Source organism: Geothermobacter hydrogeniphilus (genome assembly GCF_002898515.1).
Taxonomy (GTDB): Bacteria; Desulfobacterota; Desulfuromonadia; order Desulfuromonadales; family Geothermobacteraceae; genus Geothermobacter_A.
In genome coordinates this window covers 13,887-34,068 of record NZ_PPFX01000045.1, presented here as the reverse complement: position 1 = coordinate 34,068, position 20,182 = coordinate 13,887, and the positions used below count along the sequence as shown (strand labels likewise).

Below are 20,182 nucleotides of genomic sequence, written 5' to 3'. Positions count from 1 at the left end.
AAGGGCAATGCTCTAATTTTTACATCCGCCTACCCACAGATTCTGCGGAGGAGGCACATTACAGAACTTGCAGTCAATGCACTGGCCTACGGGGTTTACGGCATCACTGCTGAAGAGCGGGACCAGGAAGGGACAGCCCTTCCACCGGTCATTCAGGTTCCTGACCGGGAGGCCATCCATGTCCATATTGTCAGGGATTTCGAGAAATACGGGATTTCCGTCATTGACCAGAAAGGCACCCTTCGCTCCTCACGGATTTTAAAGAAAATCCGGAGACACTCATCCTTCAATCCAGGGGAACTCCCCCCCGGGATTGAAGACACCTCGGGTCGCGGGTTGTTTTTATTGTCTCAGCAGACACGTCTCGTCGTGAACATTATGCTCAATCAAAAGACGGAAGTGATTTTGATGTATTATTTTGATGAAAAGAAAAACAAATATCAGAATCTGATTATCAATGAAAAACTTCCCTGACGGGTGGAAATGCCCCCTCCCTTGTCCGTAGCGGCTCAATACCGTATGTTATGCCACCTCCAAAAAAATGGGTTTGTCAGCTAAATTCAGCTAGCGACCCCCATCAACCATTGTTCTGCTTCTTCTACCGTTCTAAATACCATGTTTTGTGATGTTCGATTTGTATACGATTGAAACATACGAGACAGTCCATAATCCAAAGAGTCTTTAACAACAATGGCTATATTGACTTCATTCATTGTTGATGATAACTCAGAAGATTTGATTGCAATACTCAATATATCACTCGACTTCAATTCAGAAAGATCTGCATCTCTAAAATCCCACAACCTACTCATTCCATCTTTATATTTCTCACAGCTTATTGTCGACTCAAGTGCATCTAAAATACTATCTTTATCCAAAATACCAGAAAGACCAATGTAAGCTATGTTGTTTTTTTCATCAAACCACAAATCCATTTTTTCCCCTTTCTTGATTATGGTTCAATTATTGTCAAGCTAACAAACTAGAGATACTTATTTTTATAAAAATTCTACAAAATATTCTTCTCTTTATTTTTCGCAAGCAACAATGATATTTCGGGATATAAACGGACATTAAACACCAACACTACCTTTCAAAATTTTCATCATCTCTCCGCCTACACATCTCCCATCCTTGTTCTTGTCACCAGCAACCCGCCGATGATTTTCTTATTATTTCGGTCAGCAATGGCGAATATTTAGCAAAATCTTTACAATGATTTTGGATGAATATATTGGTCCGACTTAATCATCGAGTATGCAAATCCGTCGGCAAGCATTTCTGACGCATTATGCAGCAGGTGGCATGTTCAGGCCCCACACGTGGAAAGGGCTAAGTAGCCTCATGCTACTGATAACCAGACAAGCAAATCCCTTACAGCCCCCCTGAGGTCAACAGCGGTATCAGCGAATTGCTGCCGGCCAATCTCTACATCCCCGATTGTCCGTTATCTCCCCTTATATGATCTACAATCCTCGCCGCGCTGCTGCTCCTCATGGGCAAAATAAAGCCGAGGTCCCTGGCAACACTCCCGAGCGCGCCTCTGAATCTTTCCGGCCACCGACTCCTCTGACGATACTCTATCTCCTGCCAGTGCTGTGACTGACAGGGAGCTTGGCATCCTGTATGCACAACTGCTGTCGACAGGAGGTCACCATGAAAATTGCACTGATTGCCGATGACGAGCCATTGATAAGACGTCAAGTCGCCGAAACCATAGAATGTTTTGGCTTTGACAAGATTATTGAAGCTACAAACGGCAACCAGGCGGTCAGCCTGGCATGCAGTGAGACCCCTCTCTTAATCATCATGGATATTTCGATGCCTGGCATGGATGGAGTCACGGCTGCCGAAAAAATAAGCAACAGCGTCGCGGCACCGATCATTCTGCTCACCGGGACCAGCGACCCCGACACCATTGCCCGGGCGCGCGACGCCGGCGTCCTCAGCTATCAACTCAAGCCCTTTCAACCCGCCCAGTTGCAGGCCACCGTTGAACTGGCAATCCATCAGTTTGTCAAGCTGAACAACCTGCGTGACGAAAACATCCGGCTCAAAGACACTCTTGCAACACGCAAACTGGTCGATCAGGCCAAGGGGATCCTGATCGCAAACGGCCTCAGCGAACCCGAGGCCCACCACAAGATGCAGAAGCTGGCAATGGACAAGCGCAAATCGCTGAAACAGGTTGCCGAAGCGATTCTGCTTACTGCCGACTGAAGGCGCAAATGGACTGACGATGCATTCAGCAGAGGAGCAACAAAATAAACTGCTGCGGGCGCAGATCGATATTGGCCGCAAGCTGGCGTCGAGCACCGAACAGGATGAGCTGCTAACGCAGATCCTGCATCTGTCGAGAGATATTTTCGGATTTGAAAACGCGATCATCAGGCTGATCGAAAAGGAGACTGGCGAACTCGTAACCGCAGCTTCTTTCGGTTATCCGGAAGATGCAGAGAAGGTGCGTATTGTCCCTGGAGAAGGAATTATGGGACAGGTTGCACTGACTGGAAAACCGCTCCTGGTGGCCGATGTCGAAACCGAACCCGGGTACATCGGCGGCATCAACGGCGCCCGCAGCGAACTGGCCGTGCCGCTGATCGCCAATGGGCAGGTGATCGGTGTTTACAATGTCGAAAGCTGCCAGCCTCACGCCTTTGCCCGGTCTGACATCGACCCGCTCCTTTCTCTTGCCGGGCTCGCCGCCATCGCCATCGAAAATTCGCGCCTTTATCGAGAGCTTCACGCCGCAAGCAGCAAGAATCGCGAACTCGACCAGCTCAACCGACAGATCCTGCAGAGTGCCAGCCTGGGAATCTACAGCCTCGACATGAAGCTGCGGATCACCTCCTGGAACCCACGCATGGAAGAATTCAGCGGGGTCAAGCCCGCGGAAGCGCTCGGCTGCAAACTGCTCAAACTCTTTCCCCATCTGAGGAAAGAAGGTTTCGAGGAGGCGTTGCTGCAGGTGCTTGACGGTGGTCAACCCGGCAGGTTGAAGCTGGCCCACCGCAACCTGCGGGGTGAGCTGCGATTTCAGAAGCGTCGGCTCGCTCCGTTGTGGGATGGACGGATGATAACCGGCATCCTGGTGATGGTCGAAGACATCACTGATTTTCAGCGCCTGCTCGATCAGACCATCCAGACTGAGAAGCTGGCCGAAGTCGGCCGCCTGTCGGCGGGCATCGCCCACGAGGTCAACAATCCCCTGGCCGTCATCAGCTACGCGACCCAGCTGCTGCAGCGAGAGCAGGGACAGAACAGTGAACAACTGGAGCTGCTGAAGAGAATCGGCGACGAGGTCGAGCGCCTCAAGACCCTGACCGGGGGGTTGCTCTCCTTCTCCCGCAGCGGCGAAACCGTGCTTCGAACCATCGATCTGCACCAGGTCCTGCAGGACGTTCTGCTGCTGTTGCGCTACGAGCTTGGACGCAAGAATATCGAGCTGCGCGAAAATCACAGCGGCATGCCGCTCGTGATGGGTGATTCAAACAAACTCAAGCAGGTCTTCATCAACCTCGTCATGAACGCCACCCAGGCCATGGACCGAGGGGGACGCCTGACAATAACCACCGGAACAACAGAGAACGGAGATGCCAGAGTTGTCATCGCCGACAATGGGCCAGGGATTCCCGATGAGCTCAAGACGAAGATCTTTGAGCCCTTCTTCACAACCAAGAAGGAGGGAGAGGGGACCGGCCTCGGCCTCTACCTGTGCAGCAACATCCTCGCCGAGCATAACGCCGGACTGACGCTCAATACAGCCACCGGAGGGGGGGCTGAATTTTCCATTATTTTCCCCGGAATGAGCGGCGGCAAGAGTTATCACAAACACTCGGAAGGGATCAATGATTGATTCCTGAATCAGTGGGTTTATGCCGGAGCGGATCGGGGTCCGGCAAACGCAACTCTGGAAAGGAGATGACCCATGAAAAGGATCGAATGCATCATCAAGCCGTTCAAGCTGGACGACGTCAAGGGGGCTCTGACAAACCTGGGAATTTCCGGCATGACTGTCAGTGAGGTCAGAGGCTTCGGTCGCCAGAAAGGGCACACTGAACTCTACCGCGGAGCCGAGTACCAGATCGATTTCATCCCCAAGGTGAAGATAGACCTGGTGATACCGGCCGACCAGGTCGACGAGATCATCGAAGCCGTGCAGAAGGAAGCCTGCACCGGCCGTATCGGCGACGGCAAAATTTTTGTCTCCGACATCGACCAGGCCATGCGCATTCGTACCGGTGAGACGGGTATTGACTCTCTCTAGGAGGCTGTCGGACTATCCATGAACTGGCTGCAAATCCGCGCGTTCGGCCCATATCCCAGCTCCATTTTGCCCCATAGCCACTGCTATGAGGCTGCAATTGAGCCGAAATCTGTGCTCAAACGCTCGAATTTTCGCTTCAGCCTGTATAGTCCGACAGCCTCCTAGACATCATGTATTGACCTGTCCTCCTCGCGTCTTAAGAATTCAGGCACAATATCGATAGACCTTGCCTCATACAGACTCTGCCGAATCCCCGGAAGGAAGCGTCATCATTTTTTTCATGAACGACCACTTGATCAATCACTGCAACCTGCCTCCCCGGGTGATCGCCTCGCGTCACTTCAACACCAACCCGCAGACGCTCAAGATCCAGGGCGTGTGCGCAGCCAACCGGCTGCTCTTTGAGCTTCTCCGCAAACAGCAAACGGCCGAGGAGCGCGGAATTCAGTTCCACGACTACATGGATGTCAAGTTCCAACTCCACCAGTGGCAACGGGAGGACTCGAAGAACAGCCGCAAGAGTCTCAAGAACAGCTATCTGCGCTTTCTGCGCGGCTGGCTGTTTGACAGCAACTCCATCGAGGGCGCGGTACTCAAGGGCTGGGTCGAATCGCGCTTCGGGCTGGTTCCGACTTTCCACCACCAGCCGATCCGCAGCTTCGAAGACGAGGCCTATCAACGTTTCGCCTTTGACCGCATGAAGGGCGCGGAACGAACCAGCGCCATCTTCTCCCAGCTGGATCTGCTCTATGAATTCGTTCAGCAGGAACTGCCGCATCACTACCCGGGGCGAACCCACCTGCGCCTCTACCGGGGCATAAACGACCTCGAAGAGCACCTGATCCTTGAGCAGTACGGCCGAAAACGCTACCTGTTGCGCCTCAACAACCTCAACTCCTTCACCGATGATTTCGAACACGCCTGGGAGTTCGGATCCAGGGTGCTGCAGACCGAAGTCCCTCTGGTGAAGGTCGTCTTCGCCGGCGGGTTGCTGCCGCGCTCACTGTTCAGGGGAGAGGGCGAACTGCTGGCGATCGGCGGGGAGTACGAGGTTGAGGCCCTGACAGGTGGCTGAGAGACTGATCGAACGCGCCCGCGCCTGCTTTCTCGGGCTTGCCCTCGGCGATGCCCTGGGGGCGACGACCGAGTTCATGACCCCGGTCGAAATCCGAATGAAGTTCAAGGTCCATCGCAAGATCCGCGGCGGGGGCTGGCTTGGTCTGAAGCCGGGACAGGTGACTGACGACACCGAGATGTCGCTGGCACTTGCGCGCGCCCTGCTCGAACAGGGGGGCTGGAACCTGCAGGCCGTCGCCGAGCAATTTCTCGCCTGGATGCGCGCCAAGCCGGTGGATATCGGCGCAACCGTACGCAGGGGCATCAACCGCTATCGACGCAGCGGAGAACTGCAGACTCCCTACAATGACTGGGACGCCGGAAACGGCGCGGTGATGCGCATGGCCCCGGTTGCGATCATGACCCTGGGAGATGACGAGGCGCTGGTCCGCTGCGCCCTGGAGCAGGCACGGTTGACCCATAACCATCCCCTCTCGGATGCCGGCTGTCTGTGCGTCGGACGCATGGTGCAGGCCGCTCTCCTCGGGGCTGACCGCTTCCGTCTCCACCAGCTGACCCGGGGGCTGGTTGCAGAACATCCCAATTTCCGTTTCAACAATTACCATGGCCAGGCCTCAGGCTATGTGGTCGAAACCCTGCAGACCGTTTTTCATTACCTCTTTACCACTGGCAGTTTCGAGGAGTGCCTCATCGGCGTAGTCAACCAGGGGGGCGACGCCGACACCACCGGGGCCATCGCGGGGATGATTGCCGGGGCCTTTTACGGCCTCGGGGCCCTGCCGAGGGCCTGGTTGAGGCGGCTTGACCGGAAGGTGCGGGAGGAGGTCGAGGATGCCGCGGAGCGCCTGGTACGACTTTCGCCGGCCCGGGAAAGACTTGGCATCAAACCTGAAAGTCATACGACCGAGACGAGGTCCGACGCTGTGCCTCTTTCTGAAAGGCAATGATGCCCGCAGCCCCTGAGGTGCGGGCCTTTTTTTTGACAAAAGGAAGCGAACATGACGACCTGTATTGACCGGATGCCGCTTGCTGAAGTGGCCCAAGTCCTTGAAACGACAGAGCTTAACGTCCTGATGCATATCAAACGTGGACTGCTGGACGGGCGCGAGGAGGAAGGAGGCTGGTCAGTCTCGAGAGAAAGCCTGCTCATCTTCATGGCGCGTAACGACGGCCACCGCAAGGTCGACCTCTGCCGCTCCGCCTGCAGCCAGGCTGGCGGTTGCGGCGGCAGCTGCAGCTGAAAAAATGGGCACTGCACAAGGAGTCGGGCCGATGAAGGTCGAAGTCAAGCCGTCGGATCTCTATTTCAGGTATCAGCGCAAGAAACGAACCCGCGAGCTGCCCAAGTTCAGCGGCAAGCCGGACAAGGAATCCTGCGACCGCGACGATCTCTACGAGGTGATCCCGATGTTCGAAGCGGTCCTCGCGGAGTTGGGCAGCAACGACCAGGCGGTCCTGCAACGGGCGGAGGAACTGCTCGACCAGCTGCCGCGTTTCATCGACAGCCGGGAGATGGTCTTCGACGCGTTGGTCGAAGGGCTGCGCGACATGGTCGGGGCGTGGTGAGAAGGCAGATTTCACCACAGAGACACAGAGGGCAAAGAGTTATAACCAAGGGCGGCGAAGGGCTGAAGGCTCACCGCGGATCAAATCTGATTTTCGCGGATTAACTTCGAGGTCATCAGACCTTATCCGTGTCATCCACGGATCAAGAGGCATGTCTCTGTGTCTCCGTGCCTCCGTGGTACAAAATCCAGGAGTTAACAACCATGCAAACCGCCAAACCGGGCGACCGGGTGACGATCCGCTATATCGGCACCCTCGATAATGGGCGCATCTTCGACAGCGCCGATCACGACAATCCCTACAATTTCACCCTCGGCGCCGGCGAGGTCTTCCCGCTGCTGGAAGAGGCGATCTGCGGGATGCGGGTCGGCGAGGCGGCCAACGTCGAGATCAAAGCCGCCGACGCCTACGGGCCACGCCGTGACGGCAACCTGCTCCGGCTGCCGCGCAACCGCTTTCCGACCGGGCGCGAGTTGCGCGTCGGCGAAAAGCTCTCCATTACCTTCGGCGACGGCGAGGAGCGGGTAATGTGCCTGCTGAAGATCGACGAGGAGGAGGTGGTCCTCGACGGTAATCATCCCCTGGCCGGCCTCGATCTGACCTTTGCCCTGCAGCTTGACCAAATCGATCCCGGCCGTTAAGGGGGAAACCCGGCCTTGCCCCCGGTTGCCGCCCGGTGGTCATGTTGCCGCGATAGATTTACAAGGGGCGCGCGGGTGTTAACCTTGAACGCAGCACATTCGTTTGCTTTGTGAAAGGAGCGCGCCATGACTTACGGAAAGGGACGAACCTACAAAAAGGTCGAAATTATCGGCACCTCCAGCGCCGGACTCGAAGCCGCTGTTCAGCAGGCGGTTGATCGCGCCCAGCAATCATTGGACAAGCTCTCCTGGTTTGAGGTTCTCGACATCCGCGGCCACATCGACAACGATGGCAAGATTGACGAATATCAAGCTGTCATCAAGGTCGCTTTCGAGTTGAAATAGTCTCCTGAATCAGTGAGTCTGAAAAAGAATGGCCCGCGGCCGGGGACTTCGCCACCGCTATCACATGAATATCCAAACCGCCACCCGTGATGACATCCCGTCCCTCTGCCGCCTGCTCGATCATCTCTTTGCGCAGGAGGCGGAGTTCCGCCCCGACCGCGCGGCCCAGCAGCGCGGGCTGGAGATGATCATCTCCGATCCTGCGCTCGGCAGCATTCTCGTCGCCCGGCGAGAAGGAGAAGTGATCGGCATGGTCAACCTGCTCTATACCGTTTCCACCGCCCTGGGGCAGAAGGTGGCACTGCTTGAGGACATGGTCGTGCTGCCCGGGCAGCGTGACGGCGGCACCGGCTCCAGGTTGCTGCGGGCCGCGCTCGATCATGCCGCCGCCCAGGGCTGCGCACGCATCACCCTGCTCACCGATGCCGACAACGAGGCGGCCCAGCGTTTCTACCGGCGCCACGGGTTCTCTCTCTCGCCGATGGTCCCCCTGCGGCTGCCCCTCTGAGACTTTCCTCAGGTGAGGACGGACGTGATTGAGCAGAATCGTCTCATATCCCCGCCACCGTCTCCCTGCCCTGCCTCTGGACTTTTCTTTGCCACTCATTTGCCCAACCAGTGCCCAATTACTGAACAGGTAGACGAACCAATAATCCGCGCAAACCTGTCGGCATTGTGCCAGAAAACCGATAAATAGGCCCTTTGCACGATTTTTTCAACGTTGGCACGACTCGTGGAAGTATCGACCAGTGAATGACGACTCCTTCAGGGATGAAGGCACCAACCCAGACGCTACAGAGTTGTCGCGTCCCAAATAAGTGATTTGGTTAAACAGGCAATGAAGCCCGTTTTGATCTCTTGAGATCTGAACGGGCTTTGCTCTTTTTGGCGCACTGATTCGCGCCGCCCGGCACTGCAGCCCAGCACCCGCAATTCAGGGATTGTTGGGCTTTTTTCATAACAAGCAAGGGTTCGTTCGACCTGCAGACAAGACAACATCAACGGAGATGCCGCCGTGATCTGCTGCAGAACGGGCCTTAATCAGGGTGGCGGATGAGCCACTGAAATCAACAAGGAGATAGAGACATGGCAGAAAAGAAGATGAGACAGATCGCGATCTACGGCAAAGGCGGCATCGGTAAATCAACCACCACCCAGAACACCGTGGCGGGCCTGGCAGCACTGGGCAAGAAGGTCATGATCATCGGCTGCGACCCCAAGGCTGACTCGACCCGTTTGATCCTGCACGCCAAGGCGCAGGAGACGGTCATGGACAAGGTGCGCGAGCTCGGCACCGTCGAAGATCTCGAACTGGAGGATGTGCTCAAGTGGGGCTACGGCGACGTCAAGTGCGTCGAGTCGGGCGGCCCTGAGCCGGGCGTCGGTTGCGCCGGTCGCGGGGTCATCACCGCCATCAACTTCCTCGAAGAAGAGGGCGCCTACACCGACGACCTCGACTTCGTCTTCTACGATGTCCTCGGCGACGTGGTCTGCGGCGGATTCGCCATGCCGATCCGCGAGAACAAGGCCCAGGAGATCTATATCGTCGTCTCCGGCGAGATGATGGCCATGTACGCCGCCAACAACATCAGCAAAGGGATCGTCAAGTACGCCGCCAACGGCAGCGTGCGCCTGGCCGGCCTGATCTGCAACAGCCGCAACACCGACCGCGAGGCCGACTTGATCGAAGCCCTGGCCAAGCGCCTCGGCACCCAGATGATTCACTTCGTGCCGCGCGACAACCAGGTGCAGCGCGCCGAGCTGCGACGCATGACCGTCATCGAGTACTCCCCCGAGCACAAGCAGGCCGATGAGTACCGCCAGCTGGCACAGAAGATCGCCGACAACAAAATGTTCGTCATCCCCACCCCGCTGGAGATGGACGAACTCGAAGATCTACTGATGGAGTTCGGCATCATGGAAGCCGAGGACGAGTCGATTGTTGGGGTAGCTGAAAGCGCATAATTCTTTACCACGGAGACACGAAGTCACAGAGACGTACAAAAGCAGGTTTTGGTTTTCACCCAACAGGGGAGGTATCTCCGTGTCTCAGTGCCTCCGTGGTTCATAGCTTTTAAGGAGCATCCATGTCAGAACGTAAGCCCATCAAGGGCATGAGTAAAGCAAGAACCGAGAAGCTGATCGCCGATACCCTGGCGGAGATGCCGGAGAAGGCGGCCAAGAAGCGCGCCCAGCATCTCGGCGCCAACGAACCGACCGCCTCGACCTGCGCGGTCAAGTCGAACAAGAAGGTCGTCCCCGGCATCATGAGCCAGCGCGGCTGCGCCTACGCCGGTGCCAAGGGGGTGGTGTGGGGGCCGATCCGCGACGTCGTCCACGTCAGCCATGGCCCGATCGGTTGCGGCATGTACAGCTGGGGGACCCGGCGCAACCTGATGCAGGGCAAGCCGGGGGTCACATCCTTCCCGATGGATTTCACCTCCGACTTCCAGGAACGCGACATCGTCTACGGCGGCGACAAAAAGCTGGAGAAGCTGCTGCGCGAAGCCAACGAACTCTTTCCGCTGTGCAAGGGGCTGTCGGTCCTCTCCGAGTGTCCGGTCGGGCTGATCGGCGACGACATCAACTCCGTTGCCAAGAGGATGGAGGAGGAGTTCGGCAAGCTGGTCATCCCCTGCAACTGCGAAGGCTTCCGTGGCGTCTCCCAGTCGCTGGGGCACCACATTTCCAACGACTCGATCCGCGACTTCGTCATCGGCAAGCGCAAGTACGACGAGGAACCCGGTCCCTATGACGTGGCACTGATCGGCGACTACAATATCGGCGGCGACGTCTGGGCGGCCAAGCCGATCCTCGAGGAGATCGGCCTCAACGTCAAGAGCGTCTGGACCGGCGATGGCGAGATCGAGAAGATCGCCGCTACCAACAGCGTCAAGCTCAACCTGATCCACTGCTACCGCTCGATGAACTACATGTGCAAGGTGATGGAAGAGAAGTGGAACATCCCCTGGCTGGAGTACAACTTCTTCGGCCCGACCAAGATCGAAGCCTCCCTGCGTGCTATTGCTGAGCGGTTCGACGACAAGATCAGGAAGAACGTCGAGAAGGTGATCAGGAAACACCGCAAGGAGATGGACACGGTGATCGCCCAGTACAAGCCGCGCCTCGAAGGCAAAACCGCGATGCTCTTCGTCGGCGGCCTGCGCCCACGCCACACCATCGGCGCCTACGAGGATCTCGGCATCCAGATCACTGGTGCCGGCTACGAATTCGCCCACCAGGACGACTACGACCGCACCAGCCCCGAGTTGGCCAAAGACACCATCATCTACGACGACGTTTCCGAGTTCGAACTGGAAAAATTCGTCGAAGAGTTCAAACCCGACCTGATCGGCAGCGGCATCAAGGAGAAGTATGTCTTCCAGAAAGCCGGTATCCCTTTCCGCCAGATGCATAGCTGGGACTACTCGGGCCCCTATCACGGCTACGAAGGATTCAAGATCTTTGCCCGCGATATCGATATGGCGATCAACTCGCCGACCTGGGACCTGGTGAAAAGTCCGTTTTAAGCAAAAGCATTCTCACGCGGAGTTCGCAGAGTCCGCAAAGTTTTAAACCAGGGTAAATCATTCAGGTTTTCTTGCGCACTTGGCGAACTTAAGTGAGCAAAGCGAACAGGCGCGAGGCCGATTTTAAAGGGGATACCTCCCCCAATAACCGTAGGGGCGATGCTTGTCATCGCCCGCATCGAACCAAGACCGGACGTAGCTAGACCGGGCGAACACAAGGTTCGACCCTACGGGATTGAAATAAGGAGATATACGATGAGTGCAGAAGCAGCAGTTGCTAAACCGATGACCACCCACAGTCCCGAGGAGATCGAGCGGGTTGCGAAGTGGATCAATACCGAAGAATACAGGGAAAAGAACTTCGCCCGTGAAGCGCTGGTGGTCAACCCGGCGCACATGTGCCAGCCGCTGGGCGCGCAGATGGTCGCGCACGGCTTCGAGGAAACCATGCCCTTCGTGCACGGCTCACAGGGCTGCGTCTCCTACTTCCGTTCCACCTTCACCCGTCACTTCCGCGAGCCGGCGGCGGCCGCGGCCGACGCCATGACCGAGGACGGCGCGGTGTTCGGCGGCCAGGCCAACTTCTTCGAAGGGGTCGAGAACACCATTGCCCTCTACAAGCCGAAGATGCTGGCGATCTACACCACCTGCATGCCTGAGGTCATCGGCGATGACCTTAACGCCTACGTCAAGAACGCCCGCGCCAGGGATTTGGTCCCCGAGGGATTGCCGACCCCTTACGCCAACACGCCCAGTTTCAACGGCAGCCATATCCACGGCTACGACGCCATGCTCAAAAGCATCCTGCAGTACCTGACCGAGGGCAAAAAGGTCGAGGGCAAGTGCACCGGAAAGCTGAACCTCATCCCCGGCTTCGACGGCAACACCGCCAACCTGCGCGAATACAAGCGCTACTGCGAGCTTATGGAGATTCCCTGCACCATGCTGGCCGACATCAGCGAGACCTTCGACTCGGTCTGTGACGGCACCTATCGTCCCTACCCGGGTGGGACGAAGCTGGAAGACGCCGCCGAATCGATCAACGGCAAGGCAACGATCTCGCTGCAGAAGTATTCGACCAGCACGACGATGAAGTTCATCAGCGCCGAGTTCGCGGGCGAGAGCCTGACGATGCCGATGCCCTTCGGCATCAAGGCGACCGACGCCTTCCTGCTGAAACTTTCCGAACTGTTCGACAAGTCGGTTCCGGAGGAACTCAAGGCCGAGCGCGGCCGCGCCGTCGATGCCATCACCGATGGGCACCAGTACATCCACGGCAAGAAGTTCGCCGTCGTCGGAGACCCCGACTACCTGCTCGGCATCGTCACCTTCCTGCTCGAAATGGGTGCGATTCCGAAACACATTGTCTGCTCGCGAGCGACCAAGAAGTTTCAGAAGGAGATGCAGGCGCTGCTTGACTCTTCCCCCTTCGGCGAGGGCTGCGGCATCTACATCAACAAGGACCTCTGGCACCTGCGCAGCCTGCTGATGACCGATCCCTGCGACGCGATCATCGGCGACACCCACGCCAAGTGGGCGGCACGGGACGCCAAGATCCCGCTGTTCCGCGTCGGCATGCCGATCCTCGATCGCATCAACCTGCACCGCACCCCGGTCATCGGCTACAACGGGGCGATCAACCTGCTGACGCAGATTGCCAACAAGTTCCTCGATATCAAGGATGAGACGTGCGAGGACCCGTGGTTCGAGATGATGCGCTGAGGCCCAAGGCCTCAGCCAGGCGTCAGGCACCGGGCGATGGGCACTTGGTTGTTTGTTCCGAATGCCCAGAGCCTGGCGCCATATCCCAGGAGTCTACATGGCCAGGATCCGCAGACTGAACCTGGTCCGTAGCAAGACAAGGCCAGGAGAATTCATGAAAGTCGCATTCGCCAGTACCGACAAAGTCCATATCAACGAACACTTCGGCAAGGCAAAGGAATTCTATCTCTGGGAGATCGGGCCGGACGCCGCCGAGTTTACCGGCATCCTGCAGGTCGACGAGGGGGACGGGGATGCAGATGATCGCATCGAGGCACGCAGCGCGGCTCTGGCCGATTGCGCCCTGGTCTACGTCAGCCAGATCGGCGGCCCGGCGGCGGCGCGGCTGGTGGCGAAGAAGATTCATCCGCTCAAAAGCAAGACCGCCGAGCCAATCACCGAGGTGGTGGCCAGGCTGCAGGAAGTGCTGCAGGGGAGTCCGCCGCCCTGGTTGCGCAAGGCGATGATGAAAAATGCAGGGGCGGCCAAGGGCTAAGGGCTCAATGGCCAAAGGAAAACAAACCCGGCAAGGAGCTGATCGGTTTTTACCCTTAGCTTTTCGCCCTTAGCCCTTAGCCGATTTAAGGAGTTAACCATGGCATTTCTGACCGCAACGACCAAGGGGGGAAGTGAATGGACCCCGGCTTTCGTCGAGGAGATCGACCACGAGAAGTGCATCGGCTGTGGCCGCTGCTTCAAGGCCTGCGCGCGCAAGGTGCTCGGACCGGAAGACTTGATCGACGAAGAGAGTGATTCGATCCGCATGGTCATGAGCGTAGTCAACGGAGACAACTGCAGCGGCTGCGCCGCCTGCGCCTCGACCTGCCCCAAGGGCTGTTTCACCCTCAAACCGCTGGAAGCATAAAAATTTAAAAGGAGTTCTGTCATGCTCATCGCAGTTGCATCGAAAAGCGGTACCGAGGTCGACCAGCACTTCGGCCACGCGGAGCGTTTCCTGATCTACGATTACGGTGGCGGCAGCCCCGCGCCGGTGAAAGAGGTTCAAGTCGATAAATACTGTTCCTATGATCCGAATCACCCGTTTCGCCATCCGCAGTTCAACGCCATCGTCAATGCTCTGGCAGGCTGCAAAGCAGTGGTGGCAGCGATGATCGGTGAACTGCCGAAACAGGAACTTGAGAAGGTAGGAATCAAGCCGCTGGTCGCCGGCGGAACAATCGCAGACGCACTGAAATTGGCTCACGACTCGGTCTGCACCGGAAACTGCAGTGGCAAACGGCGGCAGGAAGGCTCCTGCTCCCACGCCTGAAAGTTTCCACGATCTGCTCTTGCAGATCTTCTTTCCAGAGCCTGTTATCTGCCCATGGCAGGGCAGACCGGTCCCCAGTGGGCCGGTCTGCCAGGATTTTGATAGGAATGCGGCACATGGTGGTGGCGCTGATGAACGGCAACGATGCCCCGGGGATGAACCTCTCCGGGGTTTTCTTTTGAGGAGAATAGACATGGCTAGCGGCTGTCCGATGATGAAGGCGAAAACGACGACTGACCACCCCTGCTTCGGTGGCGACCACGGCAAGTCTGGGCGCATTCACCTGCCGGTCGCACCAGGCTGTAACATCAAGTGCGGTTTCTGTGAGCGAAAGTTCGACTGCGCCAACGAGAGCCGCCCCGGCGTCACCAGCAGGATCCTCACTCCCGAGCAGGCCGTCGCGCGGGTGCGCCTGGTCAGGCGTCACATGGACATGCAGGGTGGCGCCCATCTCAAGGTGGTCGGCATCGCCGGCCCCGGCGATCCGCTGGCCGACCAGAAGACCTTTGAGACGTTCAGACTGGTGCGCGAAGCCTTCCCCGAGATGACATTGTGCCTGTCAACCAACGGCCTGCTCCTTGAAGAGAAGATGCCGCAGATTGTCGAGGCCGACGTCCACAGTCTGACCATCACCATCAATGCCCTGACTCCGGCCACCGGCGCCAGGATCTACGAATGGATCCGTCATGGCGGCCGGCGCTATGACGGCGAGACCGGCGCGGCGATCCTGCTCGAACGACAGCTCTGCGGGCTGGAGGCCGCAGCCAACGCGGGACTGATGATCAAGGTCAACCACGTCTACATCCCCGGTATCAATGACCACGAGACCCTTGACCTGGCGGTGGAAGTGCGCAACCTCGGCGCGCAAGTGATGAATATCATGCCGGTGATCCCGGTTGGGCTGTTCAGGGATGTCGAGCCCTCCTCCGATGCGTCCATGGAGATGGTGCGCAACCAGGCCGAGCTGATTCTCTCGCAGGCACGCCACTGCAAGCAGTGCCGGGCTGATGCTGCTGGTCTGGTCGGGCAGGATATCGACGTGGAGAGGCTGGAAAAGAAACGGCTGTCCTACTGAAAGCTCTGACACTTATACCTTTGCTGAAAAGTTGCTGAAAAGGGGAGATGAGAATGACACCCGAACTGATTCCGTTTCTGGCCGTTTCAATTTTTGTCGTCGCGAGCCTGTACGCCAGTGTCGGTCATGGAGGAGCCTCAGGTTACCTGGCGATCATGGCGCTGTTCAGCCTGCAGCCTGAAACCCTGAAACCGACCGCGTTGATCCTCAACATTGTTGTCGCCGGTGTCGGAACCTACCTGTATTGCAGCGCCGGACAATTCTCCTGGCGGGTGTTCTGGCCGTTTGTCGTGACCTCGATTCCGACCAGTTTCATGGGCGGCTATTTCAGTCTGCCACCGGAATTCTACCGCCCGGCGCTCGGAATGGTGCTGTTTTTCGCCGCCTGGCGGTTGTTCGTGCGCAAGGATCGCAAGGATTACCTGGCAGCTCCGCCTTCCGTTTTCGTCGCAATGACGGTCGGTGCGGCCCTCGGTTTCGCGTCCGGGCTGATCGGGGTCGGCGGCGGAATTTTCCTCAGCCCGCTGATGATCCTGCTTGGATGGGCGCGGGTTCGCGAAGTGTCGGGTATCGCCGCCCTGTTCATCCTGGTGAACTCGGTATCGGGCCTGCTCGGACATCTGAGCAGTCTGCAGCACGTGCCTGACTACGCCCCCCTGCTGGCGGGTGTGGCGCTGCTGGGCGGAACCATCGGCGCGCTCTGCGGAAGCCGCCACCTGCCTGTGAGAACGATCCTCAAGGCGATGTCGTTGATGCTGGTGATGGCAGGAGGGAAAATGTTTCTGATTTAAGCAGGCAGAGAAAAAGGGGAAGAGGGAAAAGGATTGGCGGACCAAACGGCCAATCCTTTTTATTCGGCGAAACAGAGGGAATAGTCACTGCAGTCGCCGCAGACCGGCGACTTGCACATCACCCCACCGTTCAAATCACAGACCTGCTTGAACAAAAAGCGTTTCCAGCGCATGCCCTTGTCGTTGGCCGCCAGCAGTGAAGGCAGGTGACGGCCGATGGCCGCGCTCAGCTGCGGACGCTCAAACAACCCCATGGCGATCCAGAGGTGCCCTGGATGCGCAGCGCGGGCGACGAGAATATCGGCCAGCCAGGCCGCAATCTCGGGGTCGGGGCTCATCGTAACGTGTTCCTGCAGTAGCTCACGAATCTCAGGGTTGATCTCCGGCAGCCGGGGATCGCCGGCGCTCCATGACTTCGCCTGCCACCCGCATGCGGGGAAGAAACGCCGCACCAGAAAATCGAGTTCTTGTGCAGGGAGCCCCAAAGCCGCATGGGTCGCGGCCGCTTCGCTGTCTGCAACCGCCAGCAGGCAGGCGAAGAGATGCCTGTCCTCCACAGCACAGCCATTCGGGTTTGCACTGGCCATCAGGGTGCGATAGGTCGGGTTGTTCACATTGATTTTCGGACCATGCTCTTCTGTCGGATCATGCACCGTCGCAACCCTCCTCCGGGCATGGACACTGCTGGCGGCCGCGCGCAAGGCCTTGACGGCCAGGTCGGCACAATAATCACGCTCCCTGGGCATGCCGCCGAGTTGTTGATCAATCACACGGGCCGTCCAGCTTTCCAGTTCAGCGAGTGACTGTCCTTCACCCAGCTCCGCCGCAGCGGCACACGCGGCCATGGTATAGCCGCAGCCGAAGACCTGGTAGCGGATCGTATCAACCCGCTCCCCAGCGCACTTCAGCATGAAACGCACCGCCAGCTTGCGCCCGGCCTCCTCTGCCCCCAGACCGACTTCGCCAATCCCGTCCGGCTGCTCCAGCACCCCGGTATGGCTGTCATCAATCGCATACTTGAGAATGGTTTCGCTGTATCCGTACATTTCCAATCCCCTGTTCACCACTGCAGGCTCAGAACCACGTAGAAAATCAGATATCTCACGCCCGTTCGTTTGCACGCACTTAAGACAGCAGAGTTCGCATGAGTAAAGCCTTTGCCTTCTCCGCGACCCTGCGGCTCCGCGAAAGGCTTCCTCTCAGACGGTTTTTCTGCGCATTTCCTCTGCGGCGTTGGCCGTCTCATAAAGAAAATACGCTCCCCCTTCATAGAGCAGATCGTTCTTCAGCGGGTTGCCGACCTCCTCCCAGTTGGGGAAGCCACGCAGCACCAGGCCTTTGCGCAGCCGGTGCGCCAGGGCCTGGCAATGGCAATTACCGACGATCAGATCATACTCGTCAGCCGCCGCCTCGGCATCTTCCAGGTCGCCGACGAGGACCCTTTTTGCCCGTATTTTCTCCAGTTGCGGCGAATCGACACTCGAAATAGCCAGAGTCACCCGCCCACCCGCATCGTGGAGAATTTTACAGGTACCGGCCAGTTGGTCCGGCTCACCGACCACCAGAATACGGGTCTGGCCGAGGGAGAAATGGCTGTCGAGCATCGCATCCTGCAGGCGCTGACGCCAGCGTTCAACCTTGGGCGTGACACCATTGAAACCGGTTTCGTCCAGCAGCAGTTCGACCAGGCTGTCGCTCGCTTCAAGTCCCTGCAGGTGCGAAAAGTGATGATGCCGCATACCCGCATTTTTCTGCAGCAGAACCCTGGCGCTTTCCCGCATGGATTCACCGACACTGATCACCAGCCCGGCATCACCCAGGGACTTGATCTCCTCAACCGAAATACCGCCACTTGAGAGCGCGGCCTGTTTTTCACCCAGGTGGCCGTCGAGGGAGGTCGACAGGTCGGGCAGGGCCAATACGTTGAAGCCGAAGCTCTCAATCAGCTCCTTGATGTTCTCGACCTCGATCGGCGTCAGGCTGACATGGGGCAACAACACCAGCTTGTTATCATTGACCGTCGCGGCCGGAGCGACCAGTTGTTCGATCAGGGCCTTGCAGGTCAATGCCCAGCCCGACTCGAAGCCACCCTCGTAGTCGGGCGTATTGACATAGACCAGCGGGTAGCCGACCTTTGATGCGACCCCTCGGAGGTCGTCCCCCTTGGTTTCGGGCAGGCCAGTGGTATGCAGACCGATCAAACTCGGACTGACCTTTTTACAGATATTTTTGACCGACTCGACAATGCTGTAGTCACCGCCATCAAGGACCGCCAGTGCGTCGGTCACCGCCGTAGTCTGAATCGCGATCGGTTCGCAGAAGTGGCGGGTAAAGAAGACCTTGGTGAAGCTGGTGCAGCCCTGGGCCCCGTGCATCAGCGGCATGCAGCGATCGACGCCTAAAAATGCCAGGGTCGCACCCATAGGCTGACTCAGCTTGACGGGATTCACCTGAAGCGGCTTGTCTCTTTTGCGGGTTACTTCTGCCATGGTGCCCTCCGTGCGACCAGCTTGAAGACCGGGTTTTCGAGTGCGTTCTTCAGGTCTTCGGCCAGGTTGAGCAGCCCGTCGTAGCCGCCGTAACTCTTCTTTTTCTCCTGGTTGACGTCGGCGAAGGCAATCCCCTTCTTGATCGCGGTGTAGAGCGAGCGGCCTCCGGCCAGCAGCAGATGGGCACCCTTCTCGTCGATCAACCTGGCCTGCTCTACGCCGGGGTTCATCATCAACACCCCCTTCTCCCCCAGGTATTCGCGAGCTCTGGCTCGATCATCCTCGGTCGCCTTCTTGACCGCCGTCGCCACCACCTCGAACCCCAGGTCCTGCAGTGCCGCGGCGATCGACCAGGTCTTGTTGCCGCCGGTGTTGAGAACCGCCTTCTTGTCGACGAAGACATCACGGTAGAGTTTGAGCCTCTCTTCGAGCCTGGCCTCCTCGTGAGCGACCAGCTTTTCGGTGCGCGCGACCAGCCCGGGATCACCCAGCGCCGCAGCGATGGCCAACAGTCCCTTGCTCGTATCGCGCTTGCCGTAAAAGGAGAGGGAGACCGACGGGATGCCGTACTGCTCATGCATCTTGCGCGTCAGCGACACCAGCGACTTGGCGCAGACGATGACGTTCAGCTTCGCGCGGTGGGCGCAGCGGATATCCTTGATCCTCCCGTCACCAGAGAGAGTCGCAAGCACCCGGATGCCGAGTTTGTCGAGCAGGTGCTTGTACTGCCACATGTCGCCGGTGACGTTGTATTCGCCGATCAGGTTGATATCGAAAGGCGTGGTGGTCTCAGGCTCCAGAGTGCCGATAAGGTGCCGCAGCGCCGCTTCACCGCCGAGGCGACTGCCGAGGTTCTTGCTGCCGACGAAGCCGGGCGCATGCACCGGCACCATCGGTACGCCATGCTTCGCTGCAGCCTGCCTGCAGATGAGGTCGATGTCGTCGCCGATCATCGCGGTGACGCAGGTCGAATACACGAAGACCGCCTCGGGGCTGTAGCGCGCCATGATATCGTCGATCGCCTTGACCAGCTTCTCTTCACCACTGAAAATCACGTCATTGAGGCTGACATCGGTGGTAAAGCCCATCCGGGTCAGGTCGCGGCCCGGCCAGGTCGTTTTCGTTGCGCGGGTCTCCCAGGATGAGCCGAGGCAGGTGATCGGCCCGTGGACCAGGTGCGCTGCGTCGGCGTAGGGAAAGAGGGATATCTGTGCCCCCTCGAAGGCGCAGCCGCCGGTGGTCGCGCCAGGTTTGGGCGCGTTGCAGGCCTGCTTCTTCTTTTTATTGTGCTCGCAGGCGCTCTCATCGAGCAGGTCTTTGATTTTGGGTTTGGATGACACGATAAAGTCTCCACTGAGAAGTAGATTTCC

General features: G+C 58.1%; 22 protein-coding genes and 1 pseudogene. 19 read left to right on the top strand and 4 right to left on the bottom strand.

Annotation, left to right across the window (positions count from 1 at the left end; all coding sequences use genetic code 11):
- Positions 1-474: pseudogene (locus C2E25_RS17555) on the top strand (hypothetical protein); the annotation flags it as partial.
- 86 nt (positions 475-560) lie between these two features.
- On the opposite strand, the gene C2E25_RS17365 reads toward C2E25_RS17555, so the two are convergent.
- Positions 561-935 carry a hypothetical protein gene (locus C2E25_RS17365; protein ID WP_146032991.1) on the bottom strand — a complete coding sequence of 125 codons (375 nt, stop codon included), beginning with the start codon at positions 933-935 and terminating at the stop codon, positions 561-563.
- Between the two features lie 721 nt (positions 936-1,656).
- Between C2E25_RS17365 and C2E25_RS15125 the strand changes: the two genes are divergently transcribed.
- From C2E25_RS15125 to C2E25_RS15040, 18 genes are all read left to right on the top strand, one after another.
- On the top strand, positions 1,657-2,220 hold the full coding sequence (locus tag C2E25_RS15125) for an ANTAR domain-containing response regulator (RefSeq protein WP_103116560.1): 564 nt from the start codon (positions 1,657-1,659) through the stop codon (positions 2,218-2,220).
- Positions 2,221-2,239: 19 nt separating this feature from the next.
- Positions 2,240-3,856: an ATP-binding protein gene (locus C2E25_RS15120; RefSeq protein WP_103116559.1), complete on the top strand. Its 1,617-nt coding sequence runs from the start codon at positions 2,240-2,242 to the stop codon at positions 3,854-3,856.
- Between the two features lie 72 nt (positions 3,857-3,928).
- Complete coding sequence (locus tag C2E25_RS15115) at positions 3,929-4,267, top strand: P-II family nitrogen regulator (RefSeq protein WP_103116558.1); 339 nt, start codon at positions 3,929-3,931, stop codon at positions 4,265-4,267.
- Between the two features lie 280 nt (positions 4,268-4,547).
- Positions 4,548-5,342, top strand: a complete 795-nt coding sequence (locus C2E25_RS15110) for an NAD(+)--dinitrogen-reductase ADP-D-ribosyltransferase (RefSeq protein WP_103116557.1) — start codon at positions 4,548-4,550, stop codon at positions 5,340-5,342.
- Entirely contained in the window at positions 5,335-6,291 is a 957-nt protein-coding gene (draG, locus tag C2E25_RS15105) for an ADP-ribosyl-[dinitrogen reductase] hydrolase (RefSeq protein ID WP_103116556.1), read from the top strand. The genes C2E25_RS15110 and draG overlap by 8 nt, the downstream gene beginning before the upstream one ends.
- Positions 6,292-6,342: 51 nt before the next feature.
- Positions 6,343-6,585, top strand: coding sequence for a hypothetical protein (locus tag C2E25_RS15100; protein WP_103116555.1), 243 nt, complete (start codon positions 6,343-6,345; stop codon positions 6,583-6,585).
- Positions 6,586-6,616: 31 nt separating this feature from the next.
- A complete protein-coding gene (locus C2E25_RS15095; RefSeq protein WP_103116554.1) occupies positions 6,617-6,910 on the top strand; it encodes a hypothetical protein in 294 nt (97 codons plus the stop codon).
- A gap of 203 nt (positions 6,911-7,113) precedes the next feature.
- Positions 7,114-7,551 carry an FKBP-type peptidyl-prolyl cis-trans isomerase gene (locus C2E25_RS15090; protein ID WP_103116553.1) on the top strand — a complete coding sequence of 146 codons (438 nt, stop codon included), beginning with the start codon at positions 7,114-7,116 and terminating at the stop codon, positions 7,549-7,551.
- Positions 7,552-7,677: 126 nt separating this feature from the next.
- Positions 7,678-7,896 (top strand): dodecin, encoded by a 219-nt coding sequence (locus tag C2E25_RS15085; RefSeq protein WP_103116552.1) that lies wholly within the window; start codon positions 7,678-7,680, stop codon positions 7,894-7,896.
- A gap of 28 nt (positions 7,897-7,924) precedes the next feature.
- A complete protein-coding gene (locus tag C2E25_RS15080; protein WP_146032990.1) occupies positions 7,925-8,404 on the top strand; it encodes a GNAT family N-acetyltransferase in 480 nt (159 codons plus the stop codon).
- A 593-nt stretch (positions 8,405-8,997) separates the two neighbouring features.
- Entirely contained in the window at positions 8,998-9,861 is an 864-nt protein-coding gene (gene nifH, locus C2E25_RS15075; RefSeq protein WP_103116561.1) for a nitrogenase iron protein, read from the top strand.
- Positions 9,862-9,983: 122 nt separating this feature from the next.
- Complete coding sequence (nifD, locus tag C2E25_RS15070; RefSeq protein ID WP_103116551.1) at positions 9,984-11,426, top strand: nitrogenase molybdenum-iron protein alpha chain; 1,443 nt, start codon at positions 9,984-9,986, stop codon at positions 11,424-11,426.
- Positions 11,427-11,681: 255 nt separating this feature from the next.
- Positions 11,682-13,148 (top strand): nitrogenase molybdenum-iron protein subunit beta, encoded by a 1,467-nt coding sequence (gene nifK / locus C2E25_RS15065; RefSeq protein WP_103116550.1) that lies wholly within the window; start codon positions 11,682-11,684, stop codon positions 13,146-13,148.
- Between the two features lie 154 nt (positions 13,149-13,302).
- Positions 13,303-13,683, top strand: coding sequence for a nitrogen fixation protein NifX (gene nifX, locus C2E25_RS15060; protein ID WP_103116549.1), 381 nt, complete (start codon positions 13,303-13,305; stop codon positions 13,681-13,683).
- Positions 13,684-13,782: 99 nt separating this feature from the next.
- Complete coding sequence (gene fdxB, locus C2E25_RS15055; RefSeq protein WP_103116548.1) at positions 13,783-14,052, top strand: ferredoxin III, nif-specific; 270 nt, start codon at positions 13,783-13,785, stop codon at positions 14,050-14,052.
- 21 nt (positions 14,053-14,073) lie between these two features.
- Positions 14,074-14,457 carry a NifB/NifX family molybdenum-iron cluster-binding protein gene (locus C2E25_RS15050; RefSeq protein ID WP_103116547.1) on the top strand — a complete coding sequence of 128 codons (384 nt, stop codon included), beginning with the start codon at positions 14,074-14,076 and terminating at the stop codon, positions 14,455-14,457.
- A 193-nt stretch (positions 14,458-14,650) separates the two neighbouring features.
- Positions 14,651-15,532: a radical SAM protein gene (locus C2E25_RS15045; RefSeq protein ID WP_103116546.1), complete on the top strand. Its 882-nt coding sequence runs from the start codon at positions 14,651-14,653 to the stop codon at positions 15,530-15,532.
- Between the two features lie 53 nt (positions 15,533-15,585).
- On the top strand, positions 15,586-16,323 hold the full coding sequence (locus C2E25_RS15040; protein ID WP_103116545.1) for a sulfite exporter TauE/SafE family protein: 738 nt from the start codon (positions 15,586-15,588) through the stop codon (positions 16,321-16,323).
- Between the two features lie 59 nt (positions 16,324-16,382).
- Here the strand turns inward: C2E25_RS15040 and C2E25_RS15035 are convergent, their stop codons facing one another.
- The 3 genes from C2E25_RS15035 to nifE form a co-directional block, all read right to left on the bottom strand.
- Positions 16,383-17,369, bottom strand: coding sequence for a nitrogen fixation protein NifQ (locus C2E25_RS15035; protein ID WP_103116544.1), 987 nt, complete (start codon positions 17,367-17,369; stop codon positions 16,383-16,385).
- Positions 17,370-17,522: 153 nt separating this feature from the next.
- Positions 17,523-18,812, bottom strand: a complete 1,290-nt coding sequence (gene nifN, locus C2E25_RS15030) for a nitrogenase iron-molybdenum cofactor biosynthesis protein NifN (RefSeq protein ID WP_103116543.1) — start codon at positions 18,810-18,812, stop codon at positions 17,523-17,525.
- Positions 18,800-20,152, bottom strand: coding sequence for a nitrogenase iron-molybdenum cofactor biosynthesis protein NifE (nifE, locus tag C2E25_RS15025; protein ID WP_103116542.1), 1,353 nt, complete (start codon positions 20,150-20,152; stop codon positions 18,800-18,802). The genes nifN and nifE overlap by 13 nt, the downstream gene beginning before the upstream one ends.
- Positions 20,153-20,182 lie beyond the last annotated feature (30 nt).